Origin of the sequence: Hungatella sp. SL.1.14 (assembly GCF_024460495.1) — a bacterium.
Lineage (GTDB): Bacteria > Bacillota > Clostridia > Lachnospirales > Lachnospiraceae > Hungatella > Hungatella hathewayi.
The window spans coordinates 105175-130353 of record NZ_JANFYJ010000020.1 but is presented as its reverse complement, the minus strand read 5'-3'; the positions used below and the strand labels follow the sequence as shown (position 1 = coordinate 130353).

The window sequence follows — 25179 nt, the reverse complement described above, 5'->3', positions numbered from 1 at the left end:
GGCACAGACTAACATTGCTGTGCCGGTTTGACTTAGGCTATTTAATTCATATCAGGATTATACAACTGCGCTTTGCAGTTTGGACAAGGGTGGCAAACCTCCCTTAATCCGAATACATTTCTGTAATCGCAGAACGGACATTTGAGTTCCACTACATCCAGATAAAAACACGCATCCGTTCTCGTTGAAGATACATCAATGCTTTTTGCCTGACCATCTATATATACGGCATTCCACATGTGCACGTAATCCTCCCGAAGCGCGCACTTAAGCCCTACTGCATTAGCCAAAAGTTTATAGGCCCTGGCAAACCCAACACACTTGCCAGTCCCATTCACCAGAATGCTGTAGACCTCATCATCTGCCTGTGTATATTTTCCCCGGTTGTAGGTCGCACGTAATGTAATCTCATCATAAATCCTGGTCGCCTTTTCATAATCACTGGCGCCATAGTCAAAACCAGTCAGAAACCTGCACACCTCCTCATAAACTACCTGGTTCTTTTCTGACAGCTCCGATGCAGGGATAATTCCCCTGACCGCAGCCAATACCCGTGTGTCATTCACCCACGCATAGTCCGTATCTTCATCAAAGATATATACCTGCCATTCTGGATCGTAATAATAAGGCCGGTTATCATACGGGGTTCGGACATAGCCGCCAAGCGACTGCTGTTCGGTCACCCAACTGCCGTCTGCTGCCACTAGGTATCCGTCTGGTGTAGTAGTATTTACAGCCATAATTCCATTCTGATTCAGATAATACGATGTTCCATTCTCTGTTATCCATTCCGCCCTCGCATAATTTCCATCATCTTTCTGGTATTGACAGCCGGTTGAAGTATTCTTCCATGTTCCTGCATACGCCGACATCGGGTTTAGGGTAACTGCCAGGAATATGATTGCCAGCTTCCAACCTGTACTTTTTCTCATTATAAGCACCTCCTTCTATCCATAGCATACAAAGTCTCTGGAATCTATGTCGAGGGCACTTCTGAATTTTTTTTAAGGAATTACCTCAAAGGCATCCCTTCCAGCGCCCAATAACTTCATAAAATGGCTACAAAAGAAAAGGCATGAAAATACTCTCTCCATGCCTTTCCTTCCATATACAATTTTACCAACTACTCTACCTAAGCCCCGGACGCATCTACCCGGTATCCGTCTGGCGTCTGGCGGTTCATAAATAAAGCACCCTTGGTTCCGTCTGATGTGGGGTTAAAATAGTACCACACTCCGTCAATCAGGTTCCAGCCGGTATACATACGTCCTCTGGTCCCGTCTGAAACGGCATGGAGGTAATAGCGGTTCCCGTCTGTATCTGTAAACCATCCGGTCTGCATATATCCTTTCTCATCAAAATGGTACCACTCACTTGTCCCATTATAAGTAAGCAGCTGCCAGCAGGCAGCCGGATAGCTTCCATCTTTATTCTGATACCACCAGCCGGTACTATCCTGAATCCAGGTTCCAGCACTGTCAAAGTTTGGACTCATAGCACTTCCTATGACAGAACGGCTGGAACCGCCACCACCACCGGAGGAACTTCCACCCGATGAACCGCTTGATGGCCGCTGTGTCTGATCTGTTGTTTTAAATGCTACAACGACTTTGCACTCTGCGGACTTCTGCCCATCCAAGGTAAGCACCTGAATACTGGTTTCCATTGTTCCCGCCGCCGTGGATACATAATACTTGTCTCTTGCAAGATTATCTGCATCGACCTTCTCAAGGGCTTTTATCCATGCTGCTTCCGGCAAAACTGTCACCAGACCATTACCTGATACGGATACCACTGCTTCATTCACCGAGTTCCAGCTTACCTCCTTATTCTCCGCCTCTTCTGGCATCACGAAAGCAGTAAGCTGCTGGGCATCCGTCACCTGATAGGAAACAGACGGGTTGGCCCGGCTGCCGGTCATCACCTTCTCTATGCTGAACTTAAGTTCGCTTTTATCTAAGGCTACCGATGCTACATGTGCTATGGTCTGGTCATCGGTACGGAAGGAAAGATTCACTGCACATACCGACTGTTTTCCTCCATCTTCCGTTGTAACCGTCACATAATTGGAACGGGTACCAGACGCTTCCTTTTTTGTGTAAGGGTGCTCTTTATTTCTCTCTTCTTCTGCCCTGATTAAATCTAAAATCCACTTTGCATTCTCTTTGGCACTCACAATACCCTCTGAATCAATCCGGAGCATATCCACATCACCTACAGACCATTTCACATTTTTGTTGTCCGCATATTCCGGAGTAATCGTTTCATAAAGACGCTTTGAAGGTGTGACGGAATAACGTTCTGTAGGATCCAAACGGTCCCCTTCTAATGTTCTGACAATCTCAAATGCCAGTTCAGACTGGTCGAGCTTAACATCTGATACCGGGACAACCGTATCGTCAGTAATCTTGAAATTCACCGTAACAAATGCACTGGAACGCTTCTGCCCGGCTTCTGTGGTTACCGTAACAGACGCATAGTTGGTTCCTTCTGTTGTTATCTTTTTGGACGGATATAATTCCTGATTGGTCACACCGGCTTGTATCAGCTCCTGAATCCACTTTGCCGACTGGTTGACCGATACCTCCCCATTTTCTGTAACATGGATGACATCGGTAGATGAGCCATCCGTATCTTTCACATTCCAAATGATGTTCTTGTTTGCCGCCGTATCCGGTATCACGGTAGCCGTCAGTTTCTGCGGATCAGTAACCTTCCAGCCTATCTGCGGATTCCAACGGGAACCGCTGCGTATCTGTTCTATCTCAAACGTCAGCTCCGTCTTATCCAGGATAACACCATTAGTCATTGCCCGGTATTTAGCAGATAGGGTAATGTTTCCTTCCGGCATGGTAAAGGAGGTTTCAGCCCCATTGGTATGTATGATTTCCTCTTTGTCAAAATCATCGGTTGTCCAGAACAGGGAATCCGGCACCAATTCATAATATACAGGGGGCTCTGACTCCGTTTCATTTAAAGGACTTGTATACACCAGGACTTTGGCTCCCTTCGCTACGGCTCCCGGGTTTGCCCAGTTGATTTCTTTTGCAAAATTATTCTGGGATTCCAGCACAGAGAGTGTACCATGATCCACAGCCGGAATTGTAATCAAATACCCCCTGACCGGATCTCCCGTCTTACTGGGAGCATAGTGATGGATATTCTCTTTTCCAATTTCCAAAACTCCCGTTTCCAGTTCCTCATAAAAATAACGGTTTGTCTGCTTTATAAAACTTCCCATCTGGTAAAGGGAAAAATCCCGCTGGTTGGAATAATATGCTCCGATGTGATGTTCCAGCCGAATTTGCGGTGTTAATTTATTTCCAAAGGGATTTAATGAGTACTTGTCCTCACTATCCGTATAGAGATAGGCGAGGTCATCTCCTAAATCAATGGTCCCACCTTCAATATATCCCACAAAGAGTCCCGCTGTCTTTAATGTCGATGAAGTAGATGCTCCAATGGTCCCTGCAAACCGGCCATTCTTAACCTGGCCGCTCTGCATCCTTCCCACCAGACCACCGATATAATCCGCTGACGTGCTGCCAACCTTACCTTCCACATATGTATTATATATTTCCGTTTCGTAGATATTTCCTGCAATTCCGCCTACATATCCTTCTGAGTAAAGAGCGCTGTAGCTATCTGTGGTATCACTGGTGCAGTCACTCATAAAGGAGGATTGGGCAGAGCCGCAGATTCCTCCAGCGTAAGCTTCATTTACGCCGTCTGCATCGGTTCCCCCCAAGACTCCAGCTGTATTGGTACACTCCAAAATCACGCTGTCATATGCTTCCCCAACAATCCCACCGATAACACCTACGCCACGCACCTGTCCTCTGGAGCTGCAATTACTTATGGTGCTGTCGTTCGTCTCTCCAACCAGAAGTGCCGCCTTACTGTGAGCATTCACCTGTCCGTCCACCGTCAGATTTTCAATCACCGCTCCATGGATACTGCCGAACAGCCCGGCATAATCCTGAGTCGTATCACTGATTTTCAGGTTATACACGCGGTATCCCTGTCCGTTAAAATTCCCCTTAAATAGTTTCGGTTCGCTGTCCCCGGCTTCTGTAAAATATCCAATCGGCAGCCAGGAGGCAGTATCGCTTAAGGATATGTCCCGTGTCAAAGCAAAATAGCACCCCTCATAACCGTCCACTTCCTCATTGGCAACATGATACGCCAGGAGTTTCAAATCCTTATCCGAGTTAATCTCGTAAGGTTCTTCCTCGGTTCCCTCTCCATCAAAATGGTCACTCATTTCCATACCGCCCCAAATATTCAAGGCACCTTTGTAAAACATGGCATTGGAAGGAGTAGCATTGGAAGGAGTAGCCGGAATCAGCTCATCTTTATCTGTAATGACTTCTACTGCCCCTGCCTCTGGTTCCTTGGTTTTGATTTCCTCCGTTCCTGCCTCGGTTTCCTCTTCCTCCGCTTTTGCTTCTGTTTTGTCCTCTAAATCTGAAGTTCCTGTATCCTGGTCCGCCTTCTGGTCAGTCTGGGTGATACCTGCTTGCGCCATTTCCCCTTCTGCGCTGTCTTTTTCTTTCTCCCGCCTAGCTTCTGACGGACTGGCCATTGGAGCTGTACCGGCTTCTTCTACCGCCTCGTTAACGGCCTCCTTTGCATAAACGGTAGCGATACCGTTTGGATATGATACAGAAAGAACTGGAGTTAACCCCATCGCTGCAATCAAGGTCCATGCAGATAGAACTGCCTGCCCCTTCTTCATCTTTTTCTTCATCTTGTTCTCCTTTTTCTCAGAAAATTCCCTATGTGCAAATTTTTATTCCTGAACTACCACAAACGCCGGACGGATACCGATTTTCTTATTGGTTACATCCTCCGGTGCCACCCGGCCGTCATAGGTAACAGCATAACCCTTCGTTCCGTCGCCGGCCGCAGGTGTACGCAGCCAATAGCCCGTCGTGAAGGTTCCTGCATTTATAAAATTATTCTCTTCTGCACCACCAAGCCTCCATAAGATATCCGGATACCGGAGCGCTTCTTCCAATGAAAGGCAGAATATCTGGTCCGTGACTTTAATTCCCAGGCGGCTGCGCTTTGTAAAGCTCCGGGCTGAAATCTGGTAATTATTACTTTTTCCCGCATAGGTAAACGGGCAGGTTGTAACCGTTTCCGCAAGCTTTTCCCTATCCTCCAATTCCTGGTTTAGCCATGCCCTTAAATCAGACGCTTCCCAGGCATTTGCCCTCACGTCAAAAAGGCTTTCGCTTCCACCAATAATGGTGTCACAGAGAAACAGCGCTCCATTCCGGTTACTTCCGGCATCACAGTAATCCGGATCAATACAGCGGAAGGTATATGATTTCCCGGCAAGTGACCGTTCCATCGTATCCCCGGTATACCAGATTCTGCCCTGTGTATTATTTGGTTCTCCCTTCTGTATGACAAAGGCCGGGCGGACCCCGGCTTCTGTTAATGATACCCGGCTGGAAGCAATGTGTCCGTTGTATTGCACCATATAGGCCTGGTTTGTCGTGTTCTCTCTAGGCGACCTGGTCCAGTAGTAGCGCATTCCTCTTTGCGGTGTCCAGATTTTTCTGGTAATCGCTTTGTAGGCAGGGTTCTTTACTTCATCAACAGACAGGCAGAAAACCCGGTCTGATATGGAATCCCCAGTCTCTGAAAGTTTTACGGGGAGCAGGTCCCCTGATACTGACAAGGTATCAGCAAACTGCTGGTTAAGCCATGTCCTGACATCTGAGTAGGTATAATCGTTATTGGAAGCCGCATAACGGACACACAGGGAGTAGGGAATGACCTCATCCGACACAAACAGATATCCACCCCGGTAATCCGTATCCAGACAGGTGAATCCCAATGTGCTGTATCCATCACCGAGGCCAGTCTCAACCTCCAGTGTATCTCCTGTCTCAAACCTCCCCTCCTCACCTCTGACTGTCTCCGCATGGGCTATAAAGCCAAATAGATAGCTGATAGCAGAACAAGTGGCAACCAAAACAAACAAGGCATGCCGCTTTTTCATCCTGATTCGCCAATTCATTCCTGCTCCTCCACCGTCACTGATAATGCAACACTTCGTTTCCTGTCATCCTCCCCTGGCTCAAAGTTCACTTTCTGCCCCTCCTTCAGCCGTTTAAAACCATCTCCATGGATTTCGGAATAATGGACAAAATAATCAATGTTGTCCTCATCTGTAATAAATCCAAATCCCTTCCGTACATCAAACCATTTCACAATTCCTTTCAGCATATCAAAACTCCTTTCATATTTGTGCAAATAAAAAAGACAGCATCTGGTACTGTCTCAGGTACAAAATTCCTATTTTCTTTTAATAATTCTTGTGATAATCCCCTCTGCCACTTCCCGCTCATCGTTAATTCTGGTTACCAGAAAGCCGACCTCATCTCCCTGCCCCGGAAGGCTGGCTGTATTACAGGAATGTGCCACCGCATTGACCCTGCAGTCCAGTTGGATAAAATAGGTGCCCTTAAATACATCTGTTATTTTTCCTACATATTTTCCCTGGCGGCGCAGGCGCATTAAATTTTCCTTGTTGACATTGGTCTTTGCCTCTTTGGCACTTACCTCTACCTTCAGATTCTCAATCGAATCTCCGGATATCTTCTTCATCATCACGCTGACAACATCCCCAATAGAGAATTTCTCATTGGCATCTGCCATCCATTCCCAGGACATATCCCTCGCTTTTAAGGAGCATTCCACGCCAAAGACCTCTAACCGGACCGCTTTCTGTGCCACGGCAATAACTCGCGCTTCCACAACACGGCCAGGCACAATCATAGGGGGGCCCTCCTGTTGTCCCAGGTAAAACTGCTGGCGTTTACGAAGCATCGCCTCTTTTCTGGACGCAACCACGCTCCTTGACTTTTCTTCCATCTCCCGGATTATAAAATCCAGTTCTGCGCCCAGCATGTTGTTAGCAAGACGGGTCTGGCGGTTTAACGTATTGGAATTTTCTCTTCCGTCTCCCTCCAAGTTAATCATCATTTCTTCCATGGGGATTAATACACGGTAATCTTTATAGTAGACGACTGCTACTACCCATCCGCCATCCAGGCGCTCGATACCACTTAATCCTCCAGACAGGATTTTCTTTGTGCGGTAGGCATTCACCATTTCATGCCAGGTTATATCCCCGCTCTCCTGCCTTGCCGCTGCTCCGGAAGCATCTACGGTAAGGATTCCCATTTGATGGACATGTCCACGCTTTTCCCTCTCCTGCACCTCCTCTGCCAGACGACCTTCACTGTCTTCCCTCATGCATATACCACCTTTCTTGTTTTTTTGAGTCAGAAAAAGCAGCCGGCGAACCAGCTGCTTTCTCTATCCAGATTTTCAAATCCGATGATACCATTATAAAAGATTGAAAATCGCAAGTCAATTCATGTCAGGACGCAAATCAGTCTCTTTTTGGTTCTTTTTCGGTGATATCAATCAGAAACTTATCAATGCAGTTTAGAAAGGTCTTGGACAGTTCCTGATATAAATCCTCCTATCCCTCCAACATCAGACGGACAATATTTACTTTTCTTGTAATCATCCGCATTTATATGCAGCATTCTATCCCCCCTTCCTCCTTGTTATCATTCCCAGTTACTCCCTTTATTCATATGTTCTGCTGAATACGGCTCCAACTCGCATACAACTCGTGCTATTTATACTTACTATTCCAGAAACATTTCTTAGTATAGTAGTGATAGTGACACCCAAAGAGTGGAATGTAAGTCGGCGGTATTTCACGCCGACTTTTTTCTTTTCTCACGTTTCGGCAGTTCAATGGCTTCGCCAGTTTCCCCATGATAGGCTTCTTTCGGCAGTTCTACGCGTTCAAAGGCTGGCCCTCCAAGGAAACGGAAGGCCAGCCTTTGACGTTTACTATTTGATGAAATTATTGCTGGAGCTTAATTGTGTCCACGATTGCCATTCTGCTGATCTGCCGGATAGGGCGTCTGATTGCAACCGCCGCAGACGCAAGGCAGAGGAACACGATCAAAAGAAGTGAACCCACAGGGATTTGCCATGCAGTTCCCCACTTATCTGCAATCAAAAACCGGAACATCAACTTGTTGAGCGGTAGCCCCAAAACACAGCCAACAACACAGCCAAAGATGGCATAGGTAAAGGCTTCCGCCGCAATCATCTTATAAAGCTGATTTGCCCCCATTCCGATAGAACGCATAATGCCGTACTGCTTTGTTCTGGACGCTACACTGGCGTTCATGCTGTTAAAAATGTTAAACACTGTGATAAGTGCAATAATGATGAGGAAGCCATAAATAAATACCGCGCCTGTATAGTAAGAGCTTTGGGACTCGGAATTGGTAATTCTCTTGTCTGAAACAGTGCTGTCGGATGGGATCATGCTCCGTATTGTGGAAACAGTATCATCCCCACCAGCAGAGGAAAACTGAACATCAATCGTTGTATAGCCCAAATCGCCAACCAAAGCGGCAAATGTCTGCTCCGAGCAAATCATATATCCGCTGCTGCCTGCGCTGTTGACTGTGCTGGCCGTAGCTGTTGACAGTATTCCAGCAATCGTTACCTGCTTATCGCCGGAAGATGTATGAAGGACTATGGTATCTCCAACATTCCAGTTTACGCCATCCTGATAAGTAACCAGAACACGATCTGTATTTTCCATAGCAGGCGCGATACTGCCCTCATTCAATTCTTCTTTTGCCCACCCGAATTGGTTATCATCATAGGAAATGAGTGTGACGGTTCCTTCTCCCATATCAGAGGAAACAGAAAGACCCTCCATTTCCATACGGCCAAAAACTTTGTCAACACCTTCCGTTTCGCTAATCTGTTTCACCAGCGACTTATCCAGAGGCGTATTTCCCATTGTAATAGATACGTCCGCTGCCGATGGAGAGAGCGCAGGCATACCCTGGTTGAGAAAAACTACCATGACCTGAAACGACAGGAACATCATAATGCTGATAGCAAATGAACAAGTCATGAGGAATACATTCTTTTTGCCGGATAGTGCATGGAAAATTCCCATGCTGGTTTCAATGTGGAACAACTTTGTATTTGCGGCCCTCTTGTTCTGTGTAAGCTGCGTACTGCCGCTGATTGCAGTTACCGGCGATACTTTAGAAGCCTTTTTTGCCGGAGACAGGGATGCCAGCAGTACAATCAGAAAACCAATCACCGCACCAGCAATCAGACCGCTTACACTGAACTGAAAAAGCGGAATTTCTGAAAAGCGTTCCCCGCTGATGGATTTCAGCAAGAGACAGGCACACCATGTAATAATCTGTCCGGCAACCAGCCCAATCGGTACGCCTTTCATACTTTGGCGCAGCCCTTGAAGAATGACGAAGTGCTTTACCTGTGCTTTGGATGCCCCCAGACACCGCAAAAGGCCGTAGAATTGAACCCGTTCCAGAACATTTGTGTTAAAGCTGGCAGCAATCATTACTGCACCGGCAATCAGTACCAAAAGGACAAGAAAGCCTGCAACGATGTATAGGGACTGCATTGTACTGTTCTCACTTTGCCCCATCAATCCGAGGAGCGCCGTGTTTTCGCTCACCTGACTGTCTGAAAGGCCATATTGCGTTTTTATTTCCTTTATGGCTGCCTGAATGTTTACGCCATCTTTAAACTGAACGCGAAAAGTAGTTCCATCTTTGGCATTTTCGTCTGCAATTTGGCGAAAACCGTCCTCGGTCAATACCATGCCATATACATCCGCTTTCAGCAAACTTCCCATATCGGCAAGGACGCCGGTAATGCGGTAGTCCCGGCTGGAGCCATCCGGCACTATAACGGTCACGGTGTCGCCAACTGCAAGGCCCAACTGTTCCAAAGCCGATTGGTTCAATAATGCTTCATCGGGCCGGGTAGGGTATGAACCGCTTTCCATATCCATTTCTGTCAAAGTGGAAAAGGTATCCTCATTCGCACCTGCGAAGCTGACCGTTTTAGATCCGATAGAGCCGGTACTTCCCTGATAGGCCCATCCGCAGAGGGCAACATCTATCCGCGCTTTTACAAGTTCCGCCGTCTGTTCATCAATGTCGGTCAAACTAATATGGTATTCCCCATTCGTCTTGATAAAATAATTTTTCTGTGCGCGCAGCGCCATGTCTGCCATGCTGAAAATAGCAGTTATCAGCAACACCGAAAGGACAATACAGAGAACCGAAATTCGATTGTTCTTGCGGTGTACCTTTTCATACTGCGGCACCAATCCAAGATAGCTTTTCAACGCGATGACACCCCCAAATCCTTCAGCACGCCATCGGTCATACGGAACACACGATCTGCTGCGCTGGCGTGATTTTTGTTGTGGGTAATCATCAAAATGGTCTGTTGATACCTGTCTGACATGGTTTGCAGTAAAGCCAAAACTTCCTGACTGTTTTTACTGTCCAGATTTCCGGTCGGTTCATCTGCCATAATCAGGGCGGGGCGTGTAACCAATGCCCGGCCAATCGCCACACGCTGCTGCTGGCCGCCGGAAAGCTGGCTGGGAAGGTGTTTCCGGCGTTCGCTCAATCCAAGCACCTGCAACAATTCATTGACGAACTTTTGATTTGGCTTTTTATAGTCAAGCAGCAGCGGAAATGTAATGTTCTGCTCCACATTCAGCTCCGGGATCAGATTGAATGACTGAAAAATAAATCCGATGTGCTGCCGCCGGAACACAGTTAATTTCTTCTCCGGCATGGAAAAAATATCCTGCCCATCAATCCACACCCTGCCGGAAGTGACGCTGTCCAGAGCGCCGATCACATTCAGCAGGGTACTTTTGCCGGAACCCGACTCGCCAATGATAGCAATAAACTCACCTTTACGGACAGAAAATGATACATGGTTCAAAGCGTGAACTTCTGTTTCGCCTGTGCCATAGGTTTTGCACAGGTCTTGTACTTCAAGAATATTCATATACAAAACCTCCTTACAGGCACATCATACCCCCTATGACTTACTTCCAAGTGACATCTATCTTACTCATCTGTAAGGTTGAAAAAATTCAATGTAAACGTGGTTCCTGCGCCCAAACTACTGGTTACAGAAATGGTTCCGCCGTGAGCTTCTACAATAGATTTAGTCAGCGGCAACCCCAAACCAATGCCATGAACATCCGATGAAAAACGACTGCGGTAAAACCGTTTGAAAATGTTATACAGATCTTCCGGGTGTATTCCTTTTCCATCATCGGTAATTTCAATCTGTGTCATTAAAGGGGACTGGCTCCATTTTACTCCGATATGGCCGCCGTTCTCTGTATGCTCCAAGGCGTTTTTTATAATATTGCCAATGGCTTCCGATACCCATAGGGCATCGCATGATAAAACAACATCTTCTTTACCGGAAAGCGTAACTGTTTTATGCTCCCGTTCCGCCCAAGTTTCAAAGCGTTCCAAAACATCCTGCATGAGAACGGAAAGATTTTCCGGGGTCTTTTCCATCTGGATAATTCCTGCGTCCAGCCGTGCCAGTTTCAGTAAGGTGTAAATCACATCTTCCATCCGCTTGATCTCTCTTTGAGATTTTTCGGTGAAACTGCTCACGGTTGCGGCATCATCTTTATGGCTCTCTATAATCTCATGGTACATTTTCAGGGCAGACAGCGGTGTTTTAATCTGATGTGATACATCCGAAATAATGTCCTGCAAAAATTCTTTGGTCTGCCGCTGGTTCCCGGCATGAGCAGAGAGGATAGTCGCCATTTCATTGATGGCATGAAAAAGGCTGTACCAGTCACCAGCCTGTGAACATTCGATGCGGGATGTGGTATTGCCATCCAGAAATTGGCGGATGGTATTTTCGGCGTTACTGAAAGCCTTGTGCTGGCGGCGAAGATAGAGAAACAGCGATAAGTAGATTGCCCCAAACAGGAAAATCAACAGCAGAAATACAGAAAACATTGTCTGATTTCGGTATATCTGGACAGCAGGCAGAAAACGCATGGAAGTCGTTTCATCATATCCAATAGAAGCCAAAGCCTCCCTGCCGCGTTCTATGTCATTCGCGTCTGGCTGCGAAGTAAAAGCGGAGATTGACAGCTCGTTTTCATTGTTTAACAAATGGCCTGCAACACCATAATCATGGAGCAATAATTCCTGCTGAAAATTTTTTGCCAGAAGTGTGGCAATTCCGCCAGCCAGAAGAAAGGAAACGAGGCAGATAGCAGTAACAGCGATTAACAGTGTCTTTGTTTCTTTCCCTAATTTGCCCATAAATCCGTCCTCACTCAACAACCCACTTATATCCAATTCCCCGTTCGGTCAGCAGATATTTGGGCGTATTTGGCGTATCTTCAATTTTGTTTCGTAACCGCCGGATATAAACGGATAAAGTATTATCATCTACAAAATTCCCATTGCCATCCCACATCCGATCCAAAATCATTTCCCGTGGCATGAGGTGATTAGGGTTTTGCATGAACAGGCACAGAAGTTTGTATTCTACCAGAGGCAGATCAACTGGCTCGCCGTTTTTCCAGACAAGCCTTTCGGCGGTATTTATGCGAATACCGTTTGCTTCTAAAGTAGTATCTGCTTTGGAAAATTTCAACGAACGACGTAGAATAGCTTTAATTCTGGACAGTAGTTCATTCAGCTTGAACGGCTTTGTAATATAATCATCAGCCCCCATATCAAGGCCCCGGACAATGCTGATCTCCTGATCAGATGCTGTCAGAAATATAATCGGGATAGTTGAGTTAATACGCACCTCTTTGCAAATATCGAAACCGGTTCCATCTGGTAGTGTAACATCCAGCAGTAATAAATCGTAAGCATTTTGTTTGAATAGCTCTAATGCCTTTTTTATAGTCCGGGCATTATCCACGGTATATCCGCTGGTTTCCAAAATATATTGTAAGCCATCAATCAGACTTAAATCATCTTCAACATAAAGTATCCTCTGCATTTTTTAGCTTCCTCCCTTGTTTTGTCCTACCGTCTATCGGCTTTTCCGCGTTTTTCGGGATTAACCAAATTGTTCCCATTTTTATGGCTCCGAGAATACGGCCAGAGGAACAATAATAATTTATCCAGCGGGGCGTTACGCCCCATATTTTACTTGCTTCTTTCAGCGTCATATAGTCCATATCTGCACCTCCAAACTCATTATAGTTCGTTTTCTCGAATAATACAAGACACATGGACAGCTTTTTAGTAGCTACGCAGAGTAGCCGCTAAAAAGCTACGCATAAATCATTTTGAATACCTCACATTCACAGTACAATACTATATGTGAGGTGACGGAGCGTGGCTAAGAAAAAGCAACAGACCGTTTATTCCTTTGGCACCTCGCTCCGGCGTGCAAGAGAAAAGTGGGAATATACCCGTGAACCTTGTCCAGCACATCCCCGCCAGAGGTCAGCCGGTAGGCTTCCCCCAGCTTGGTCGCAAGCACCCCCATAACCACATAGGGCAAACTGGCTTTCGCGGCTTTGGCCGCATTGATTTTGGGGAGTTTTATCATCGTGCCACCTCCTGTTGCTTATTCCTGGACAGGGATTGCGCCATCTTCTTAACGACCTCCTGAAGCTGCACAAGCTGGCGGCGAATGGAGGGCTTAGCCTGGGCCTGACGCTTGACTACCTTGCCGGAGTATTCCGCAAAGGCAGCAGTCAGCGCGTCCGCGTCCTTTGACTTGAAGAACACCAGATAGCGGGGCGGCTGGCTTGTTGTGTCCTTTTTCAGCGCAAAATCCACGCCATATTTCCGGGCCACACGTTCAAAGGACTTGATATTTCCGTCGGTCACTTCGATATTGGAAACACCCGCGCCCTGCCGGACAAGGTGCTTCACACTCTGTTTGCCCCGATAGATTTTCGGGTTTTTCTGGCTTTTCTCCATTTCAGCCAGGGCTTTGGTTATGGCCTTTTTCAGCAGATCAGCGGTCAGCTTTCCCGCTTTGACGCTGATTGCCACGGCCTTTCGTTCCATTTCTTCCTGCATTGGGCCATTCCTCCTTTCCGGCAGGGTGGAAGTGGAAAAGGGGAACGACTAAGGTGGCACCACCAGCCGATGCAACAGGAAGCGCATCAGCCAGTGGAGATTATCAACAGCCCTCCTCATGGCCCTGGCTCCTGATTTTCAGAATACCGTCCAATGTGGTGGCCGTAATGCCGAGGCGCTGCGCTACGGCAATATCATTTTTTACGGCTTCGTCCACTTCCTCGCCGCAGACAATCAGGACATGGCTGCGACGCAGCAGTTCCCGCGCCATATCAATCCCGTCCTTGTGTTCGGCGTGGACTGTATCATTCAGAAAATGCGGCAGATACAGGATTGGGCAAATCGGGGTAAAACCGGCCAGATAAACCTTACGGCAGTAAACCGCTGCCTGGTCGGTGTCGGTAAATTCCTGGCCGCTCCAGGCGGCAGAAATGTATGCAAAAGGTTTTTTCACGGGGTTGCTCCTTTCTTCGGCAGTATGCCGGGTGGCAAATGCCCGTCCCCGTGTTAAGAATAAAATGAACGCGCACCGTGCGCGTTCTTGACACAGTGCCGTTCATTTGCAGTTTGGTAATCAAGGCGGGCCGGATAAGACCGGCTCGCCGCCCTTATTTGAGTATGAAAAAACAGTTACCCGCTCCCAAGGTAAGACACTAATCTTTCATTCCACAACCTCTTGATTTACAACTTCGGTTTACGTTTACCATTTGGGCTTCGGCTTGGTTTGCAGCCTTCCCCACCTAATCGCCTTATCAAGTTTCTGTTCGTAGGCTCAAGAACTTTGCTACACCACTTCCTCCATCTATATCATTACTGATACCGACTTGTGATTCGCTACACTTGGCGGTAAAAACCCGTGGCTGGACTTTCACCAGCAAGATTAGTGCCATGCTTGGCACACAAACAAAAGGTGCTGCCCGAACGCAACACCTTTTGAAATCTTTTACGCCAGAAACGGCGTAGTTATGCGTTTTTTTGATGATAAACCCTACAATTTAGCGGCGGCCTGTCTGTGTATATTTATTGATTGATGAAGGGTATCCCTATGGCTAGTTTGCTTTTCTTAATTCATTGTTTTATTTATCATATGACTTTACATTCTTTTCACTTTTTATGATATACTTCATTAACAGAAACATGTGAAACAAACCATTTTCATATTCTTAAATTTCAGTCAATATTAACCCGGAGGATATTAATATGAAATCAATTTTTGAGTCTGCAAAACAGCTAAAGCCAGAACTAATATCAATCAGAAGAACATTACATCAATATCCTGAAATAGGTTGCATCTTACCACGAACCCAATCATTTGTTTTTAGTAAATTGGAAGAGTATGGATATTGTCCTCAGAAAATATGCGAAAGTGCTGTTATTGCCACTATATCTGGTAAGCAGCCCGGCAAAACAATCCTTCTTCGCGCTGATATGGATGCTCTTCCGATTAAAGAAGCTGCTCCCGTTCCATTTGCCTCTGAAAATGGCTATATGCATGCATGTGGACACGATATGCACACAACCATGCTTCTGGGTGCAGCTAAATTATTAAAACATTACCAGCAGGATCTGGTTGGAACCGTAAAACTGGTATTTCAACCTGACGAAGAGGGATTCACCGGAGCAAAGGCAATGCTTAAGGCCGGTGTTTTGGAAAATCCCCATGTAGATGCAGGCATTGCTTTCCATGTTGTTTCAGGCATTCCATCCGGAACGATCATGTGTGGTTCAGGTACCTGCATGGCTGGGTGTATTTTATTTCAAATTCATATAAAAGGTACCGGCTGCCATGGTGCAATGCCGGAAGCAGGTGTTGACCCCATCAATATTGCGGCCCATGTTTATCTGTCTCTCCAGGAAATCATTGCAAGAGAAATTGCTCCCACCCAACCTGCCGCCCTTACCATTGGCAGGTTTACTGCCGGCGAAGCGCCAAATATCATCCCCGAAGATGTGATTCTCGAGGGAAGCATTCGTACAATGGATTACAAGATATCCAAATATATCTTTGACAGAATTGAAGAAATCTCCATTCAGACAGCTTCTCTCTTTCGCGGACAGGCTTGTGTGAAAGAAATCGCTTCTGCACCACCGCTGCAAAATGACAGTGATATGGTCAAGGAGCTTACCAGCTACATGAAAGAATGCTATGAGCCTCATAAAATAGTATTGTTTGAACAAGGCGGCATGGGGTCAGAGGATTTCGCCTCTTATACTTATGAGAGGCCATGCTGCTATATGTTAATAGGCGCCGGAACCCCAGATGAAAATCCGCTATTCGGCAAACCGATGCATAATGACCACGTTGTCTTTAATGAGGAGATTCTTTCCCTAGGCAGTGCACTTTACGCATCAAATGCCATAAACTGGCTGCGAAACCACAGCCAATAACTTTTTCTTTGTACGCTGAATATATTAATAAAAAAGGGTATTCATATGCGTACAAAACGATATACCGTTGTCATTGCGGGACTTATGCCGGAAATCGTCACTCAGAACATTCTGGTTAAGATTTGGGGAAAAGCTGCCAAAAAAGTATACGCGAGTACAGGCATATATGTAAACGCATGGTTAAGCGAATCCTATTTCCTTTGTGGGGATAAACGGGGACCAGATCTAGATGGGTTGACCGCTAACTTTATAATTATATGGAATCCAGTCGAAGTGGAAAGTTATGAAAAATTCCATGAAGCGTTCACACAGGTTGTAAACGGTGTAAGGGACATATTGGGCAATCCATATGTGTGGATTACGATAGATGACATAGAGTTCTATTATTTTGTAAAATGCTGAAAGCTAGGAGCCGCCTTTGGGCGGCTTTCCTATTCCCCAAAGCGCTGACTCATTAAGTTGTCTGCCGATTCAGACAGGCGTCCTGTTTGTGTTGCACGTAAAATGAGCGTGTAAAGCTGGGTTTTAGAGGCACAAAGATAATTCTTCTTAGTGTTTGTCTAGTCTTTATGGTCCTGACTCCCCCTATTGCTATTAAGCTGCTTATGGGACAAGTATCAGATACCCTTGAAATAAATGTAGCAGCATACATAAAGATAATTGCTATTAAAGGAAAAGGGAATACCCCTGCCTCTGCATGCTGTATTCCCTTACTCTCTGTCTCCTTAAAGACTCATAGTTGCTGGTCCTCCTGTCGTTAACTGCGGATTAAGAAGGAAATTCAGTCTTATTTTTGCTCGTTTTCAGTCCCCTCAATAGAAAACTGTTCAATACAGGATACAAAGGTCTTAGAAAGTTCCTGATATAAGTCCTCTGAAAAGATTCCTTTGATTCTGGACCTGCTTAACACCATGGGACGGTACATCAAAAACAGTTCCTCTCTTGCCCCCTTGTCTCCCTGCTTAGCCTTCATTAACAGTTCTTTAAAATTCATTCCGTATTTTCCATCCTTTCCTCATTTTTTTCTTCGCATAGTTAAAAACAGAGCCGGCCTTTTTATAGTCCATGCCCAAATGCCTGCCGATCTCTTGATATGTCAGCTGTCTAAAAACCTTCATAAACACTACAAGAATTTCCATATCTGTCAGAGCATCAAGCGCCGTTTCTCCTGACTCACCAATCTGGCTTTCCATATACTGACGAACTTCATCCGGTATCAGTGGAATCTGCTCCGTTTCTTCCCATAAAAATGGCTTACTGTCCGTTATATCACACAACGGTTCTGGAAGCATCTTCTCTAACGGGCTTTCATGATTGCTTATTTTTATTTCACGGCATATGTAATCTCTCTTGGCACGTTTTAAAGCTGCTAATACATACCCCGTAAAACGGTATCTGATATTATCTTTCTTTTTCACTTTCATAGTCCCTCCGAATGTAGAATTATCTCTTTTCAGAAAGACTATGGTGGGCCACGAACCTTTGTCCTATATATTCCCCTGCTCATGAGGGTGTATACTGTTATTTTGAAAACAAAAGAGGAACAGCTTTGTACTGTTCCCCTTAAAAAGAATTGTTGATATTGGCTTTTTGCTATATCGCATTCTTTAAGTCTTTGGCTCTTTGCTACTCTTCCTTTCTCTAAGTTATATACCTTTATATTTAGGGATAATAGTTTATGTTTAATTTCCGGTTCTATATTAACTTAATAAAATAGTGTCCATCATCCATAAAGAGGTAATGTACTTGAAGAGTCCAGACCATCAGCTAATTTATTGGTTTTTGATACACTGCCTTTACTACAACACCCGTAAGAAATACCGACAATTCTTAATTAATAGCATAGGCAAAGCCTACAAATCAATCCATAGAGGGATAGCAGTTGGTTTTGTCTCTCAAAGCCTTTCATAACGCCTCCAAAAGCAGATTACCAGCCCGCTCTTTAATAAGCCAATTTTAGATAATCATCATAACTTTTGAACTGCACACACGGTCTCATAATTCGCTCAGGCTTAATAAATTATCCTAATAGTCATCTGCTCACATTTTTTTAGTCAGTATACTATAGGATTTTCAACGAGGCTCTATCTGTTCAAATTCTCAAAGGAAATGAAACTCAAAGGAACTCCAGTACTCTATTATAATTCTCCTCCTCCCTAAGGACAGAATAGTTTCCACACAACAAAGCTCCTGACTACCAGCAGCTAGAATCTTATCCTATCTAAAGTTACATTAGCCATGACTGATAGGATGTTCGCGGCTCTTGCAATGGGTAAACCGCCTCCACATTAAAGTCCGCATTTTCCGAGAATTGAATAGAACATTGTTAGTTCCACCACTTTCTGGACTGGCTTCTGATTTTTTGCTTCGAGAAGATGATACCCAGAAGTTAACCTTCTCCTACATCAGGGTACCCAAGTGAACACATAGCTTACAGTAACTTTAACAGTTCTGTATGGATAAATCCATTTGTTCCCACCACACTGCTCCCCTTTTTCGGTTCAAGCGGTTTTCCTGTAAAATCAGTTACCTTGCCTCCTGCTTCCTGAATCATAAGCATGCCGGCTGCATAGTCCCAGGGATTTAGATATATCTCGAAATAGCCTCCCTGTCTGCCGCAGGCGGTATATGCCAGTTCCAGAGCGGCAGAGCCAATCCTGCGGACATCCTGGCACTGACCGAACACCCTGCGGAACCGGGCAAAATTTTCATCGGCCACTTCTCTTTTTGCTGTTCCCAGCCCAATCATTGTGTCGGATAGTTTTTCTGCATTTGATACATGTATGGGCTGCCCATTTAGAAAGCTGCCCTTTCTCTTAATTGCAGAAAACACTTCATCGCGGAAGGGATCATATATAATTCCCATAATAATATCCCCCTGGCGGCAAAGGGCTAAAGATACAACGCTGTGCTGATAGTCGTGCATAAGGTTTGTCGTCCCGTCAACAGGGTCTAAAATCCAAAAGCTATCCGCTTTTATTTCCTGCAATCCGGTTTCTTCTCCAAGGAATTGAATATCCGGCGCAAGGGCAAACAGTTCCTTTTTTAAGAAATTCTGTACGGCAATATCTACCTGCGTTACATAATCTGCAAGACCTTTCTCTTTTACATGAGCGGCCATTTCACGGTTTTTAATTAGCCCTTGCGTTTTTGTTACTAAACTGATAATTTTCTGAATATCCATATGCGTTTCCTCCATAGGCATCAAATACCTGGTTGCAAAATAGAGTTTTGCAAACCATGCTTCTTAATTTAAAGGGTTAAGAAAATAAGGTTTAAAAGAACACGACAAACATGAATTGACAAAGCTTAACATTATACCTTGAGAACCAGCCGAACTAGGCCAATAATTAGCAAATGAATCGGATAAAAGGCATAGAATAACCAACGTGGAACCTTCAGGTTTGTATGGGTACAGGGGAAGATAAACAAAGCGGCAAAGGCCATTGCAAAAGTCCAATCAAATGTAAGACCACCCAAGGTGAGATTCCGAAAATCACCGGGGCGGGCGAAAAGCGCTGGCGGAACTGTAAACAGCAGATAGAACATGGCCCCTACTACCGGATTGTTGCGGCAGAGATAGAACACCAGCATCAAAAAAATTCCGTTGCTGGAGTAGTCGAAGTTCCACCATGAAATCACAAAAAAAGTCAGTGCGAACAGCCACCATTTGCGTTCTTTCCATCCATACATCGCCAAAAGGCTTAGAAACAAAGTAAAGAAGATATTCCAGTTAGTAAACTGCGACCAAAAGTCATACGGATGAAAGGCAAAGATATAACAGGGTTGAGAAATCAGTGCAAATATTCCCAAACGGAATAAATATTTCTTGATATCATGAGTATATAGCAGGCCCACTGTCATGCAATAACAGAAAATCGGAAACGCCAGCCGTCCGATCCAACGCAGCACCCTTACCTCCGGGAAAAAGACGCTGCCGATGTGGTCGATGAGCATTGAAACAATGGCGATTAGTTTGAGAAAATCAGTATCCAGATTCGTTTGCAGTCGGGCCTTATTATCTGAAAACGTGGGTGGGGTAAGCAATAGCTCCTTCACCCGCTTTAAATTTTGTGTTGTTTTCATATGGTTTCTGTCCTTTTGTTTTCATATTCACTGCAGATAAATCAATTCAAATTTTCCAGTTCAACAAACTGGAAGTTATTATTCTGACAAATTACTTTCTCCACTCCACTACATCATCAATCTTCTTGCGTGGCCTTTCTTTAGGAAATTCATTTGGATAACCAAATGCAATAGCTGCAATAAGTTGTCCGTCACTATTCAACCACTTACACAGTTCTGGATATGCAAAATAAATATCACATATCCAAAGACTACCTATTCCCTTCTCAGTCGCGGCGAGAAGCATATTTTGTATAGCAGCACTTATAGATTGAATATTACAGATTTCATAAACACGTTCTTCTGTTGTTAATTCTTCCATAATACTTTTCCCCAGTGAATTAACAACAAAGACTATGGTTGGTGCTTCTGCCATAATATCAATAGTGTATTTTGCAGAAGCTATGTGTTGTCTGCTTTGCGGTAACAATGCGCTATCGTTTTCTTCTCTCCCGATTCCCAACCTGAAAACATTTATCATGTTTTCCTTAGCATTTCCTTGTATCACAACGAACTTCCATGGTTGTCTATTTTTAGAAGAAGGGGCTTTTATTCCACTTTGGATAATATCTATAATATCTTTTTGAGATATAGGTTTATCTATGAATTACCGTGTGCTTCGTCTGTTATAAATTGAAGAAATCATTTTTACTTTTGTCCTTTCAATTATCGACTTGTTTATTCCTCCACCACATATTAGTTATTCAGAAGTTTTGTCGCATTCTCAATAGAAGCATCCATTTTCATAGAGACTTCCTCCATCGTCAAGGCGGAATCAAGAAAACGCTTGACCACCACTTTCATATTTTCTCCAACCTCTATGAGATGCCCAGCCAGATCTCTGTTGTGTTACTCACCGACAAACCTGAAGTTGTCTTAGAGCTTTAATACGGCAATCTGTTCTTCTCCATCTTTTTCTCCAGTTTCTATAAATCCAAAAGAGGCATACAACGATTTGGCAACCGTGTTCTCTGGCTCATATGACAGCCAACAGGAATCGGCTTTACCACAGGGAAATGTTCTGATAAATCTTAACGCAAGTTCTACAGCCTTTTTCCCATATCCCCTGTTTTGATAGTTCTTATCTATCATCAATCTCCACAGGTTATAATTTCCTTCTGCTATAGCAGGTGCATCCTTCCAATAATCATCTTTGCCATAACCAATCATCACAAAGCCGACCGGATGTTTATCTTCATAAATTCCAAACGGAAAAGCATACCCGTTGGATGTAATAGTGGTATACGCTTCAATAATGCTGATATCATTGCCAGCAACAAAAGATTTCTGACTATCTGAGACTTTTAACTTTAGAATATCCCAGACAATTTCGCCATTTATCTTTTCCAAATGAATCATTCTATTCACCTCTGAAAATCCCGATTTGATAAATTGTTATAAGCCAACTTTTTTGAAAAATACTCATTATCTAATTTAAGGTAGCGTATTTAATAAAATTTCTTTGCTATGTGCGTGGTTCCTATCCATCGGCTGTCATCTGAATTGTGAGCCAAACCTGCTAATTTGACTTTTAATGCAACAGGATTTACTTTAATCCCTTTTATATAGTCAAAATATTTAACAGACTCATCATGCGTCAGAATCGCAACCGCTTCGACTATTTCATAGGAAATTCTGGATTCAACTTTTCAACGGAAAAATGCTCATTGATGCAATACCAATTTATATAGGTTGTTTGCTTGAAATAAGACCGGATCTTAACCTTGCCATAAAACTGCATTCCAAAATTTCTTAACATCCATCTCTGCGCTCCTTTCAAACTGATTCGTCATTTCTTACTTTTCGATTGAAATAAACGTAGGAAAGGTATCGGAGCTATCGTTACGCCGCATAGTTTTTGAGTCCACATCAAAACACTTGCCGTTGTATTCATAGTGTAGCTTATTAGCTTTAACATAAAAACGATGTTCCGATTGAAATGCAACGGACTTAAAATGCCCTTCTTGTATCGGCTGATCCCGATATAAGACCTGATCTTCCGATAACTTCAGCACATCATTTTCAAGATGCATATCATAAATTCCACTTACGATAGCCTCTGCTGCCATATTTTTCCCTGAAGCTGAAATGAAACGAAAACAGCCAGTCAAACTATTGGTGCTTTTTCGCTCCGCTAGTTCAAATCGGAACAGGGATACACCACTGAAATCCGCTCTGAGAATATTTTAGATTAGAGAAAGATATTTGATCTGAGTAAACGCCCTGTAACGCACCATTTTCAAGTTCGTAAACTAATTCCTTTGTAAACAGCGTTTTTCCATCCACATTCGCTTCAATGAAGTTGATGATTTCTTTCATTAGCACCCGACTTCCTTTCAATTTAAAATACACCCTTTTACGCCAAGAACGCATAAAAACAACTTACAATTTTCAAGCCACACAACTTCTTATTTTCTTTCCCGCTCAGCTACACGGCAGCTTTTCTAAATCCCCGCCAGCCTCTATGAGATGCCCCTCCAGACCTCTGTTGTGTTACACTTACCGACAAACCTGAAGTTATCGCATTACACAAAGACTATCACAGAATACAGTTTTAATTCCATCAACACGACATCCTTCACAATTGATATGTTCAGGCAAAATGGGAGCATTATTTAACTCGGCCCACCGCTTTGCAGTTTTCTCACGCAACACCTAATCGTCATTGATTGTTACAAGATATGCCTCGCATTTTCCACAATCCAGCCCACAGTATGCAATCATTACCCATAATACTGATTGAACTTTGAGTAAAGTTCTGTTTCATGTCGGTTTTGTGCTGCATACTCAATCATAGTCTCATTCTGTATGATTCCCGCGCAGAAAACCAATAACTCCAATTTCCCATTCAAATTCTTCAGCATATCATTTTTTATTTTGCATCCCCGTTTTTGTACATATTGAAAAACAGTTCTCTAAATTCTTTCTCCGAAAGACTTAACTCTGTTTCGTTATAATAAGGGGTACCATCTTTAATTCCGAATTCAAGAGTAGTAGGTCCGTCTAAGTTGTAAGCTTTATGTGCGTAGTCAATCGCTTTTGCTTGTCGAACATAATCTACTAAAGCCTTTGCTGCCTTTCTGGATTTTTCGTCCGATATACCGCCAACTGCAAGACCTGAGCCTGCACAGTAAATATCTAAGTAAACTTCTTCCGATGTCGCCAGAATACAGTATGAAAAAAGATTCTCCAGATTTTTCGTTTCATAAATCGGTTGACCAAATAGCGCTTTGATTTTACCGCATATGATTGAAAACTGATTTCCATAATCTGAAAAGTCTTCAATGAAATTATATAGTTTACTGCTATCTGTTAATATTTCCATGCTTTTCACTGATTGAAATGTATATGGCATTTTATCCTCCTCTGTTTTTGAGCATATTTGAAAATTTTATTTTTTCTCGTTATTCAGAAGTTTTGTCAAATCCTCAATAGATACGTCCATTTTCGTAGATACTTCTTCCATAGTCATTCCAGAAGCAAGGAACCGCTTTACTACCATCTGCATATCCTCTCCAACCTCTATGAGATGCCCATCCCGATTGTTGTTGTGCTACTCACGACAACCTAAAGAATTTATAATTCGATATTGTATGTCAGTTCCTCATATTGATTTTCCGGTAATATTTTTTTCAAAGTATTCATAGCAAAGTTAAATTGGTTTTCATATTGAGAAAAACTGTCTGTTTTTTGAATCTTAAATCCTTGTCGAACATATAAAATGATTGCCTTATAACTCCATGGTTGAGTGTGGATATATACTGGAAACTCATCGTTTACAACGAAAATCTGCATAACCTTCTGGCAAAGAGCTTTTCCAATACCTTTACCCTGATATTGAGGGGAAACAACAAGCCAATGCAGGGAAGCAACCAATGTATCGTTTCTTAATTCTTTCCACGCAATGCAAGAACCAACAATTTCATTTTTTTCATTGACTACAAATACACATCTTTCTGTAATATCAAGAGCCTTTTTTGAACAATAAGTTGAAATGAAATACTGCTCTGCTTCATCAACTGAATCAAAGTCTCCAATTTCATATTCAAGTTGTGCCCACTTTCGCTCATCTCCATCTTGATACATACGGAATTCATATCCATTATGCAAAATTGGTGTAGTGGTTAAATAACGATCACACCGAAGAATAGTGTTATAAAATGGTATCGTCCTGTCTAACATTTAATTTTACTCTCCTCAAAATTTCGTACAATATAAGAGTAGGGAAATTACCCCCTATTCTTATTTTTCGATTTCACGTTTCAAAATTATATTGCTCCTATCATACCTGCTTCAAATAAAGTTTCAAATGTATTTACTGCACCTCCATGCTCCACAATCCTCCCATCAACTACCTTATCAACAATAATGCCAGTAAATACCAATCGTTTGTTGGTTGGCTTCATTCCTAGCCATTCACCTTTATGTGTACCCTCCATTACAAATTCAGAGATGACATAATCACCATCACAAAATTGCTTAATAATCTTCATCTTATAATCGGGATATGTCAGCTTTGTTGCTTGTATGTGTTCTTTCATACCTTCAATGCCAACTGGAATCAGTCTTTCTCCCATTTTCACACAACATTTTTCATGGACAAACTCTGCTACTTTTCCAATTTGATTTTCAGATATGATAGTTTCATAGAAATATTTTATTTTCTCCACTGAATCCATTGTCCTACCTCTCAACTTTCCACTAGTTTATTCCTTCACCA

The 25179-nt window shown here is 43.7% G+C and carries 24 protein-coding genes and 4 pseudogenes; 2 read left to right on the top strand and 26 right to left on the bottom strand.

Annotated elements, in window-relative coordinates:
- Nucleotides 1–41 precede the first annotated feature (41 nt).
- The 13 genes from NE473_RS20730 to NE473_RS20670 all read right to left on the bottom strand — a co-directional run bounded on the left by NE473_RS20730 (nucleotide 42) and on the right by NE473_RS20670 (nucleotide 14400).
- Complete coding sequence (locus NE473_RS20730) at nucleotides 42–932, bottom strand: transglutaminase domain-containing protein (protein WP_002591410.1); 891 nt, start codon at nucleotides 930–932, stop codon at nucleotides 42–44.
- A 200-nt stretch (nucleotides 933–1132) separates the two neighbouring features.
- A complete protein-coding gene (locus NE473_RS20725; RefSeq protein ID WP_155560799.1) occupies nucleotides 1133–4750 on the bottom strand; it encodes an Ig-like domain-containing protein in 3618 nt (1205 codons plus the stop codon).
- A gap of 42 nt (nucleotides 4751–4792) precedes the next feature.
- Nucleotides 4793–6034, bottom strand: coding sequence for a DUF6273 domain-containing protein (locus NE473_RS20720; protein ID WP_155560800.1), 1242 nt, complete (start codon nucleotides 6032–6034; stop codon nucleotides 4793–4795).
- Nucleotides 6031–6243, bottom strand: a complete 213-nt coding sequence (locus NE473_RS20715; protein WP_002591407.1) for a cold-shock protein — start codon at nucleotides 6241–6243, stop codon at nucleotides 6031–6033. The genes NE473_RS20720 and NE473_RS20715 overlap by 4 nt, the downstream gene beginning before the upstream one ends.
- A 69-nt stretch (nucleotides 6244–6312) precedes the next feature.
- The gene (locus NE473_RS20710; protein WP_002591406.1) at nucleotides 6313–7275 is read right to left on the bottom strand and encodes a S1 RNA-binding domain-containing protein; all 963 of its coding nucleotides are present in this window, start codon (nucleotides 7273–7275) and stop codon (nucleotides 6313–6315) included.
- Between the two features lie 628 nt (nucleotides 7276–7903).
- On the bottom strand, nucleotides 7904–10237 hold the full coding sequence (locus tag NE473_RS20705; protein WP_002591405.1) for an ABC transporter permease: 2334 nt from the start codon (nucleotides 10235–10237) through the stop codon (nucleotides 7904–7906).
- Complete coding sequence (locus NE473_RS20700) at nucleotides 10234–10917, bottom strand: ABC transporter ATP-binding protein (RefSeq protein ID WP_002591404.1); 684 nt, start codon at nucleotides 10915–10917, stop codon at nucleotides 10234–10236. Before NE473_RS20700 ends, NE473_RS20705 begins: the two co-directional genes overlap by 4 nt.
- A 62-nt stretch (nucleotides 10918–10979) precedes the next feature.
- A complete protein-coding gene (locus tag NE473_RS20695; RefSeq protein ID WP_256265375.1) occupies nucleotides 10980–12092 on the bottom strand; it encodes a sensor histidine kinase in 1113 nt (370 codons plus the stop codon).
- A 133-nt stretch (nucleotides 12093–12225) separates the two neighbouring features.
- On the bottom strand, nucleotides 12226–12909 hold the full coding sequence (locus NE473_RS20690) for a response regulator transcription factor (RefSeq protein WP_002591402.1): 684 nt from the start codon (nucleotides 12907–12909) through the stop codon (nucleotides 12226–12228).
- Nucleotides 12887–13090: a helix-turn-helix domain-containing protein gene (locus NE473_RS20685; RefSeq protein WP_002591401.1), complete on the bottom strand. Its 204-nt coding sequence runs from the start codon at nucleotides 13088–13090 to the stop codon at nucleotides 12887–12889. Before NE473_RS20685 ends, NE473_RS20690 begins: the two co-directional genes overlap by 23 nt.
- Nucleotides 13091–13254: 164 nt before the next feature.
- Nucleotides 13255–13467: a hypothetical protein gene (locus NE473_RS20680; RefSeq protein ID WP_002591400.1), complete on the bottom strand. Its 213-nt coding sequence runs from the start codon at nucleotides 13465–13467 to the stop codon at nucleotides 13255–13257.
- Entirely contained in the window at nucleotides 13464–13946 is a 483-nt protein-coding gene (locus NE473_RS20675; protein ID WP_002591399.1) for a PcfB family protein, read from the bottom strand. Before NE473_RS20675 ends, NE473_RS20680 begins: the two co-directional genes overlap by 4 nt.
- A gap of 103 nt (nucleotides 13947–14049) precedes the next feature.
- A complete protein-coding gene (locus NE473_RS20670) occupies nucleotides 14050–14400 on the bottom strand; it encodes a DUF7768 domain-containing protein (protein WP_002591398.1) in 351 nt (116 codons plus the stop codon).
- Nucleotides 14401–15146: 746 nt separating this feature from the next.
- Between NE473_RS20670 and NE473_RS20665 the strand changes: the two genes are divergently transcribed.
- Nucleotides 15147–16334 carry a M20 metallopeptidase family protein gene (locus tag NE473_RS20665; protein WP_002591397.1) on the top strand — a complete coding sequence of 396 codons (1188 nt, stop codon included), beginning with the start codon at nucleotides 15147–15149 and terminating at the stop codon, nucleotides 16332–16334.
- Between the two features lie 45 nt (nucleotides 16335–16379).
- The gene (locus tag NE473_RS20660) at nucleotides 16380–16736 is read left to right on the top strand and encodes a hypothetical protein (protein ID WP_002591396.1); all 357 of its coding nucleotides are present in this window, start codon (nucleotides 16380–16382) and stop codon (nucleotides 16734–16736) included.
- Nucleotides 16737–17121: 385 nt separating this feature from the next.
- Here NE473_RS20660 and NE473_RS20655 read toward each other — a convergent pair whose 3' ends face one another.
- From NE473_RS20655 to NE473_RS20590, 13 genes and pseudogenes are all read right to left on the bottom strand, one after another.
- Nucleotides 17122–17328 (bottom strand): helix-turn-helix domain-containing protein, encoded by a 207-nt coding sequence (locus NE473_RS20655; protein WP_002591395.1) that lies wholly within the window; start codon nucleotides 17326–17328, stop codon nucleotides 17122–17124.
- Nucleotides 17318–17758 (bottom strand): sigma-70 RNA polymerase sigma factor region 4 domain-containing protein, encoded by a 441-nt coding sequence (locus NE473_RS20650; protein WP_002591394.1) that lies wholly within the window; start codon nucleotides 17756–17758, stop codon nucleotides 17318–17320. Before NE473_RS20650 ends, NE473_RS20655 begins: the two co-directional genes overlap by 11 nt.
- Before the next feature lie 1007 nt (nucleotides 17759–18765).
- Nucleotides 18766–19518, bottom strand: coding sequence for an inositol monophosphatase family protein (locus NE473_RS20645; RefSeq protein WP_002591393.1), 753 nt, complete (start codon nucleotides 19516–19518; stop codon nucleotides 18766–18768).
- 131 nt (nucleotides 19519–19649) lie between these two features.
- On the bottom strand, nucleotides 19650–20420 hold the full coding sequence (locus NE473_RS20640; protein ID WP_002591392.1) for a TraX family protein: 771 nt from the start codon (nucleotides 20418–20420) through the stop codon (nucleotides 19650–19652).
- Nucleotides 20421–20511: 91 nt separating this feature from the next.
- Nucleotides 20512–21063, bottom strand: a complete 552-nt coding sequence (locus NE473_RS20635) for a nitroreductase family protein (RefSeq protein WP_227898619.1) — start codon at nucleotides 21061–21063, stop codon at nucleotides 20512–20514.
- Between the two features lie 92 nt (nucleotides 21064–21155).
- Nucleotides 21156–21299, bottom strand: a pseudogene (locus NE473_RS20630) (VOC family protein); the annotation flags it as partial.
- 36 nt (nucleotides 21300–21335) lie between these two features.
- A complete protein-coding gene (locus NE473_RS20625; protein ID WP_002591390.1) occupies nucleotides 21336–21818 on the bottom strand; it encodes a GNAT family N-acetyltransferase in 483 nt (160 codons plus the stop codon).
- A gap of 437 nt (nucleotides 21819–22255) precedes the next feature.
- A pseudogene (locus tag NE473_RS33185) lies at nucleotides 22256–22778 on the bottom strand (hypothetical protein).
- Nucleotides 22779–22979: 201 nt separating this feature from the next.
- Nucleotides 22980–23183 (bottom strand): annotated as a pseudogene (locus NE473_RS33180) (DUF3795 domain-containing protein); the annotation flags it as partial.
- A gap of 148 nt (nucleotides 23184–23331) precedes the next feature.
- Nucleotides 23332–23814 (bottom strand): hypothetical protein, encoded by a 483-nt coding sequence (locus NE473_RS20605; RefSeq protein WP_002591386.1) that lies wholly within the window; start codon nucleotides 23812–23814, stop codon nucleotides 23332–23334.
- Nucleotides 23815–23850: 36 nt separating this feature from the next.
- Nucleotides 23851–23997, bottom strand: a pseudogene (locus NE473_RS20600) (VOC family protein); the annotation flags it as partial.
- 38 nt (nucleotides 23998–24035) lie between these two features.
- The gene (locus NE473_RS20595) at nucleotides 24036–24641 is read right to left on the bottom strand and encodes a GNAT family N-acetyltransferase (RefSeq protein WP_002591384.1); all 606 of its coding nucleotides are present in this window, start codon (nucleotides 24639–24641) and stop codon (nucleotides 24036–24038) included.
- An 86-nt stretch (nucleotides 24642–24727) separates the two neighbouring features.
- A complete protein-coding gene (locus NE473_RS20590) occupies nucleotides 24728–25138 on the bottom strand; it encodes an ester cyclase (protein WP_002591383.1) in 411 nt (136 codons plus the stop codon).
- Between the last annotated feature and the right edge of the window lie 41 nt (nucleotides 25139–25179).

Bases quoted from the DNA above. Each gene is read 5' to 3' on its own strand.
- NE473_RS20730 (WP_002591410.1), bottom strand. From the start codon at position 932: ATGAGAAAAAGTACAGGTTGGAAGCTGGCAATCATATTCCTGGCAGTT.
- NE473_RS20725 (WP_155560799.1), bottom strand. From the start codon at position 4,750: ATGAAGAAAAAGATGAAGAAGGGGCAGGCAGTTCTATCTGCATGGACC.
- NE473_RS20720 (WP_155560800.1), bottom strand. From the start codon at position 6,034: ATGAATTGGCGAATCAGGATGAAAAAGCGGCATGCCTTGTTTGTTTTG.
- NE473_RS20715 (WP_002591407.1), bottom strand. From the start codon at position 6,243: ATGCTGAAAGGAATTGTGAAATGGTTTGATGTACGGAAGGGATTTGGA.
- NE473_RS20710 (WP_002591406.1), bottom strand. From the start codon at position 7,275: ATGAGGGAAGACAGTGAAGGTCGTCTGGCAGAGGAGGTGCAGGAGAGG.
- NE473_RS20700 (WP_002591404.1), bottom strand. From the start codon at position 10,917: ATGAATATTCTTGAAGTACAAGACCTGTGCAAAACCTATGGCACAGGC.
- NE473_RS20690 (WP_002591402.1), bottom strand. From the start codon at position 12,909: ATGCAGAGGATACTTTATGTTGAAGATGATTTAAGTCTGATTGATGGC.
- NE473_RS20685 (WP_002591401.1), bottom strand. From the start codon at position 13,090: ATGGACTATATGACGCTGAAAGAAGCAAGTAAAATATGGGGCGTAACG.
- NE473_RS20680 (WP_002591400.1), bottom strand. From the start codon at position 13,467: ATGATAAAACTCCCCAAAATCAATGCGGCCAAAGCCGCGAAAGCCAGT.
- NE473_RS20675 (WP_002591399.1), bottom strand. From the start codon at position 13,946: ATGCAGGAAGAAATGGAACGAAAGGCCGTGGCAATCAGCGTCAAAGCG.
- NE473_RS20665 (WP_002591397.1), top strand. From the start codon at position 15,147: ATGAAATCAATTTTTGAGTCTGCAAAACAGCTAAAGCCAGAACTAATA.
- NE473_RS20660 (WP_002591396.1), top strand. From the start codon at position 16,380: ATGCGTACAAAACGATATACCGTTGTCATTGCGGGACTTATGCCGGAA.
- NE473_RS20655 (WP_002591395.1), bottom strand. From the start codon at position 17,328: ATGAATTTTAAAGAACTGTTAATGAAGGCTAAGCAGGGAGACAAGGGG.
- NE473_RS20650 (WP_002591394.1), bottom strand. From the start codon at position 17,758: ATGAAAGTGAAAAAGAAAGATAATATCAGATACCGTTTTACGGGGTAT.
- NE473_RS20645 (WP_002591393.1), bottom strand. From the start codon at position 19,518: ATGGATATTCAGAAAATTATCAGTTTAGTAACAAAAACGCAAGGGCTA.
- NE473_RS20640 (WP_002591392.1), bottom strand. From the start codon at position 20,420: ATGAAAACAACACAAAATTTAAAGCGGGTGAAGGAGCTATTGCTTACC.
- NE473_RS20625 (WP_002591390.1), bottom strand. From the start codon at position 21,818: ATGATTCATTTGGAAAAGATAAATGGCGAAATTGTCTGGGATATTCTA.
- NE473_RS20605 (WP_002591386.1), bottom strand. From the start codon at position 23,814: ATGCCATATACATTTCAATCAGTGAAAAGCATGGAAATATTAACAGAT.
- NE473_RS20595 (WP_002591384.1), bottom strand. From the start codon at position 24,641: ATGTTAGACAGGACGATACCATTTTATAACACTATTCTTCGGTGTGAT.
- NE473_RS20590 (WP_002591383.1), bottom strand. From the start codon at position 25,138: ATGGATTCAGTGGAGAAAATAAAATATTTCTATGAAACTATCATATCT.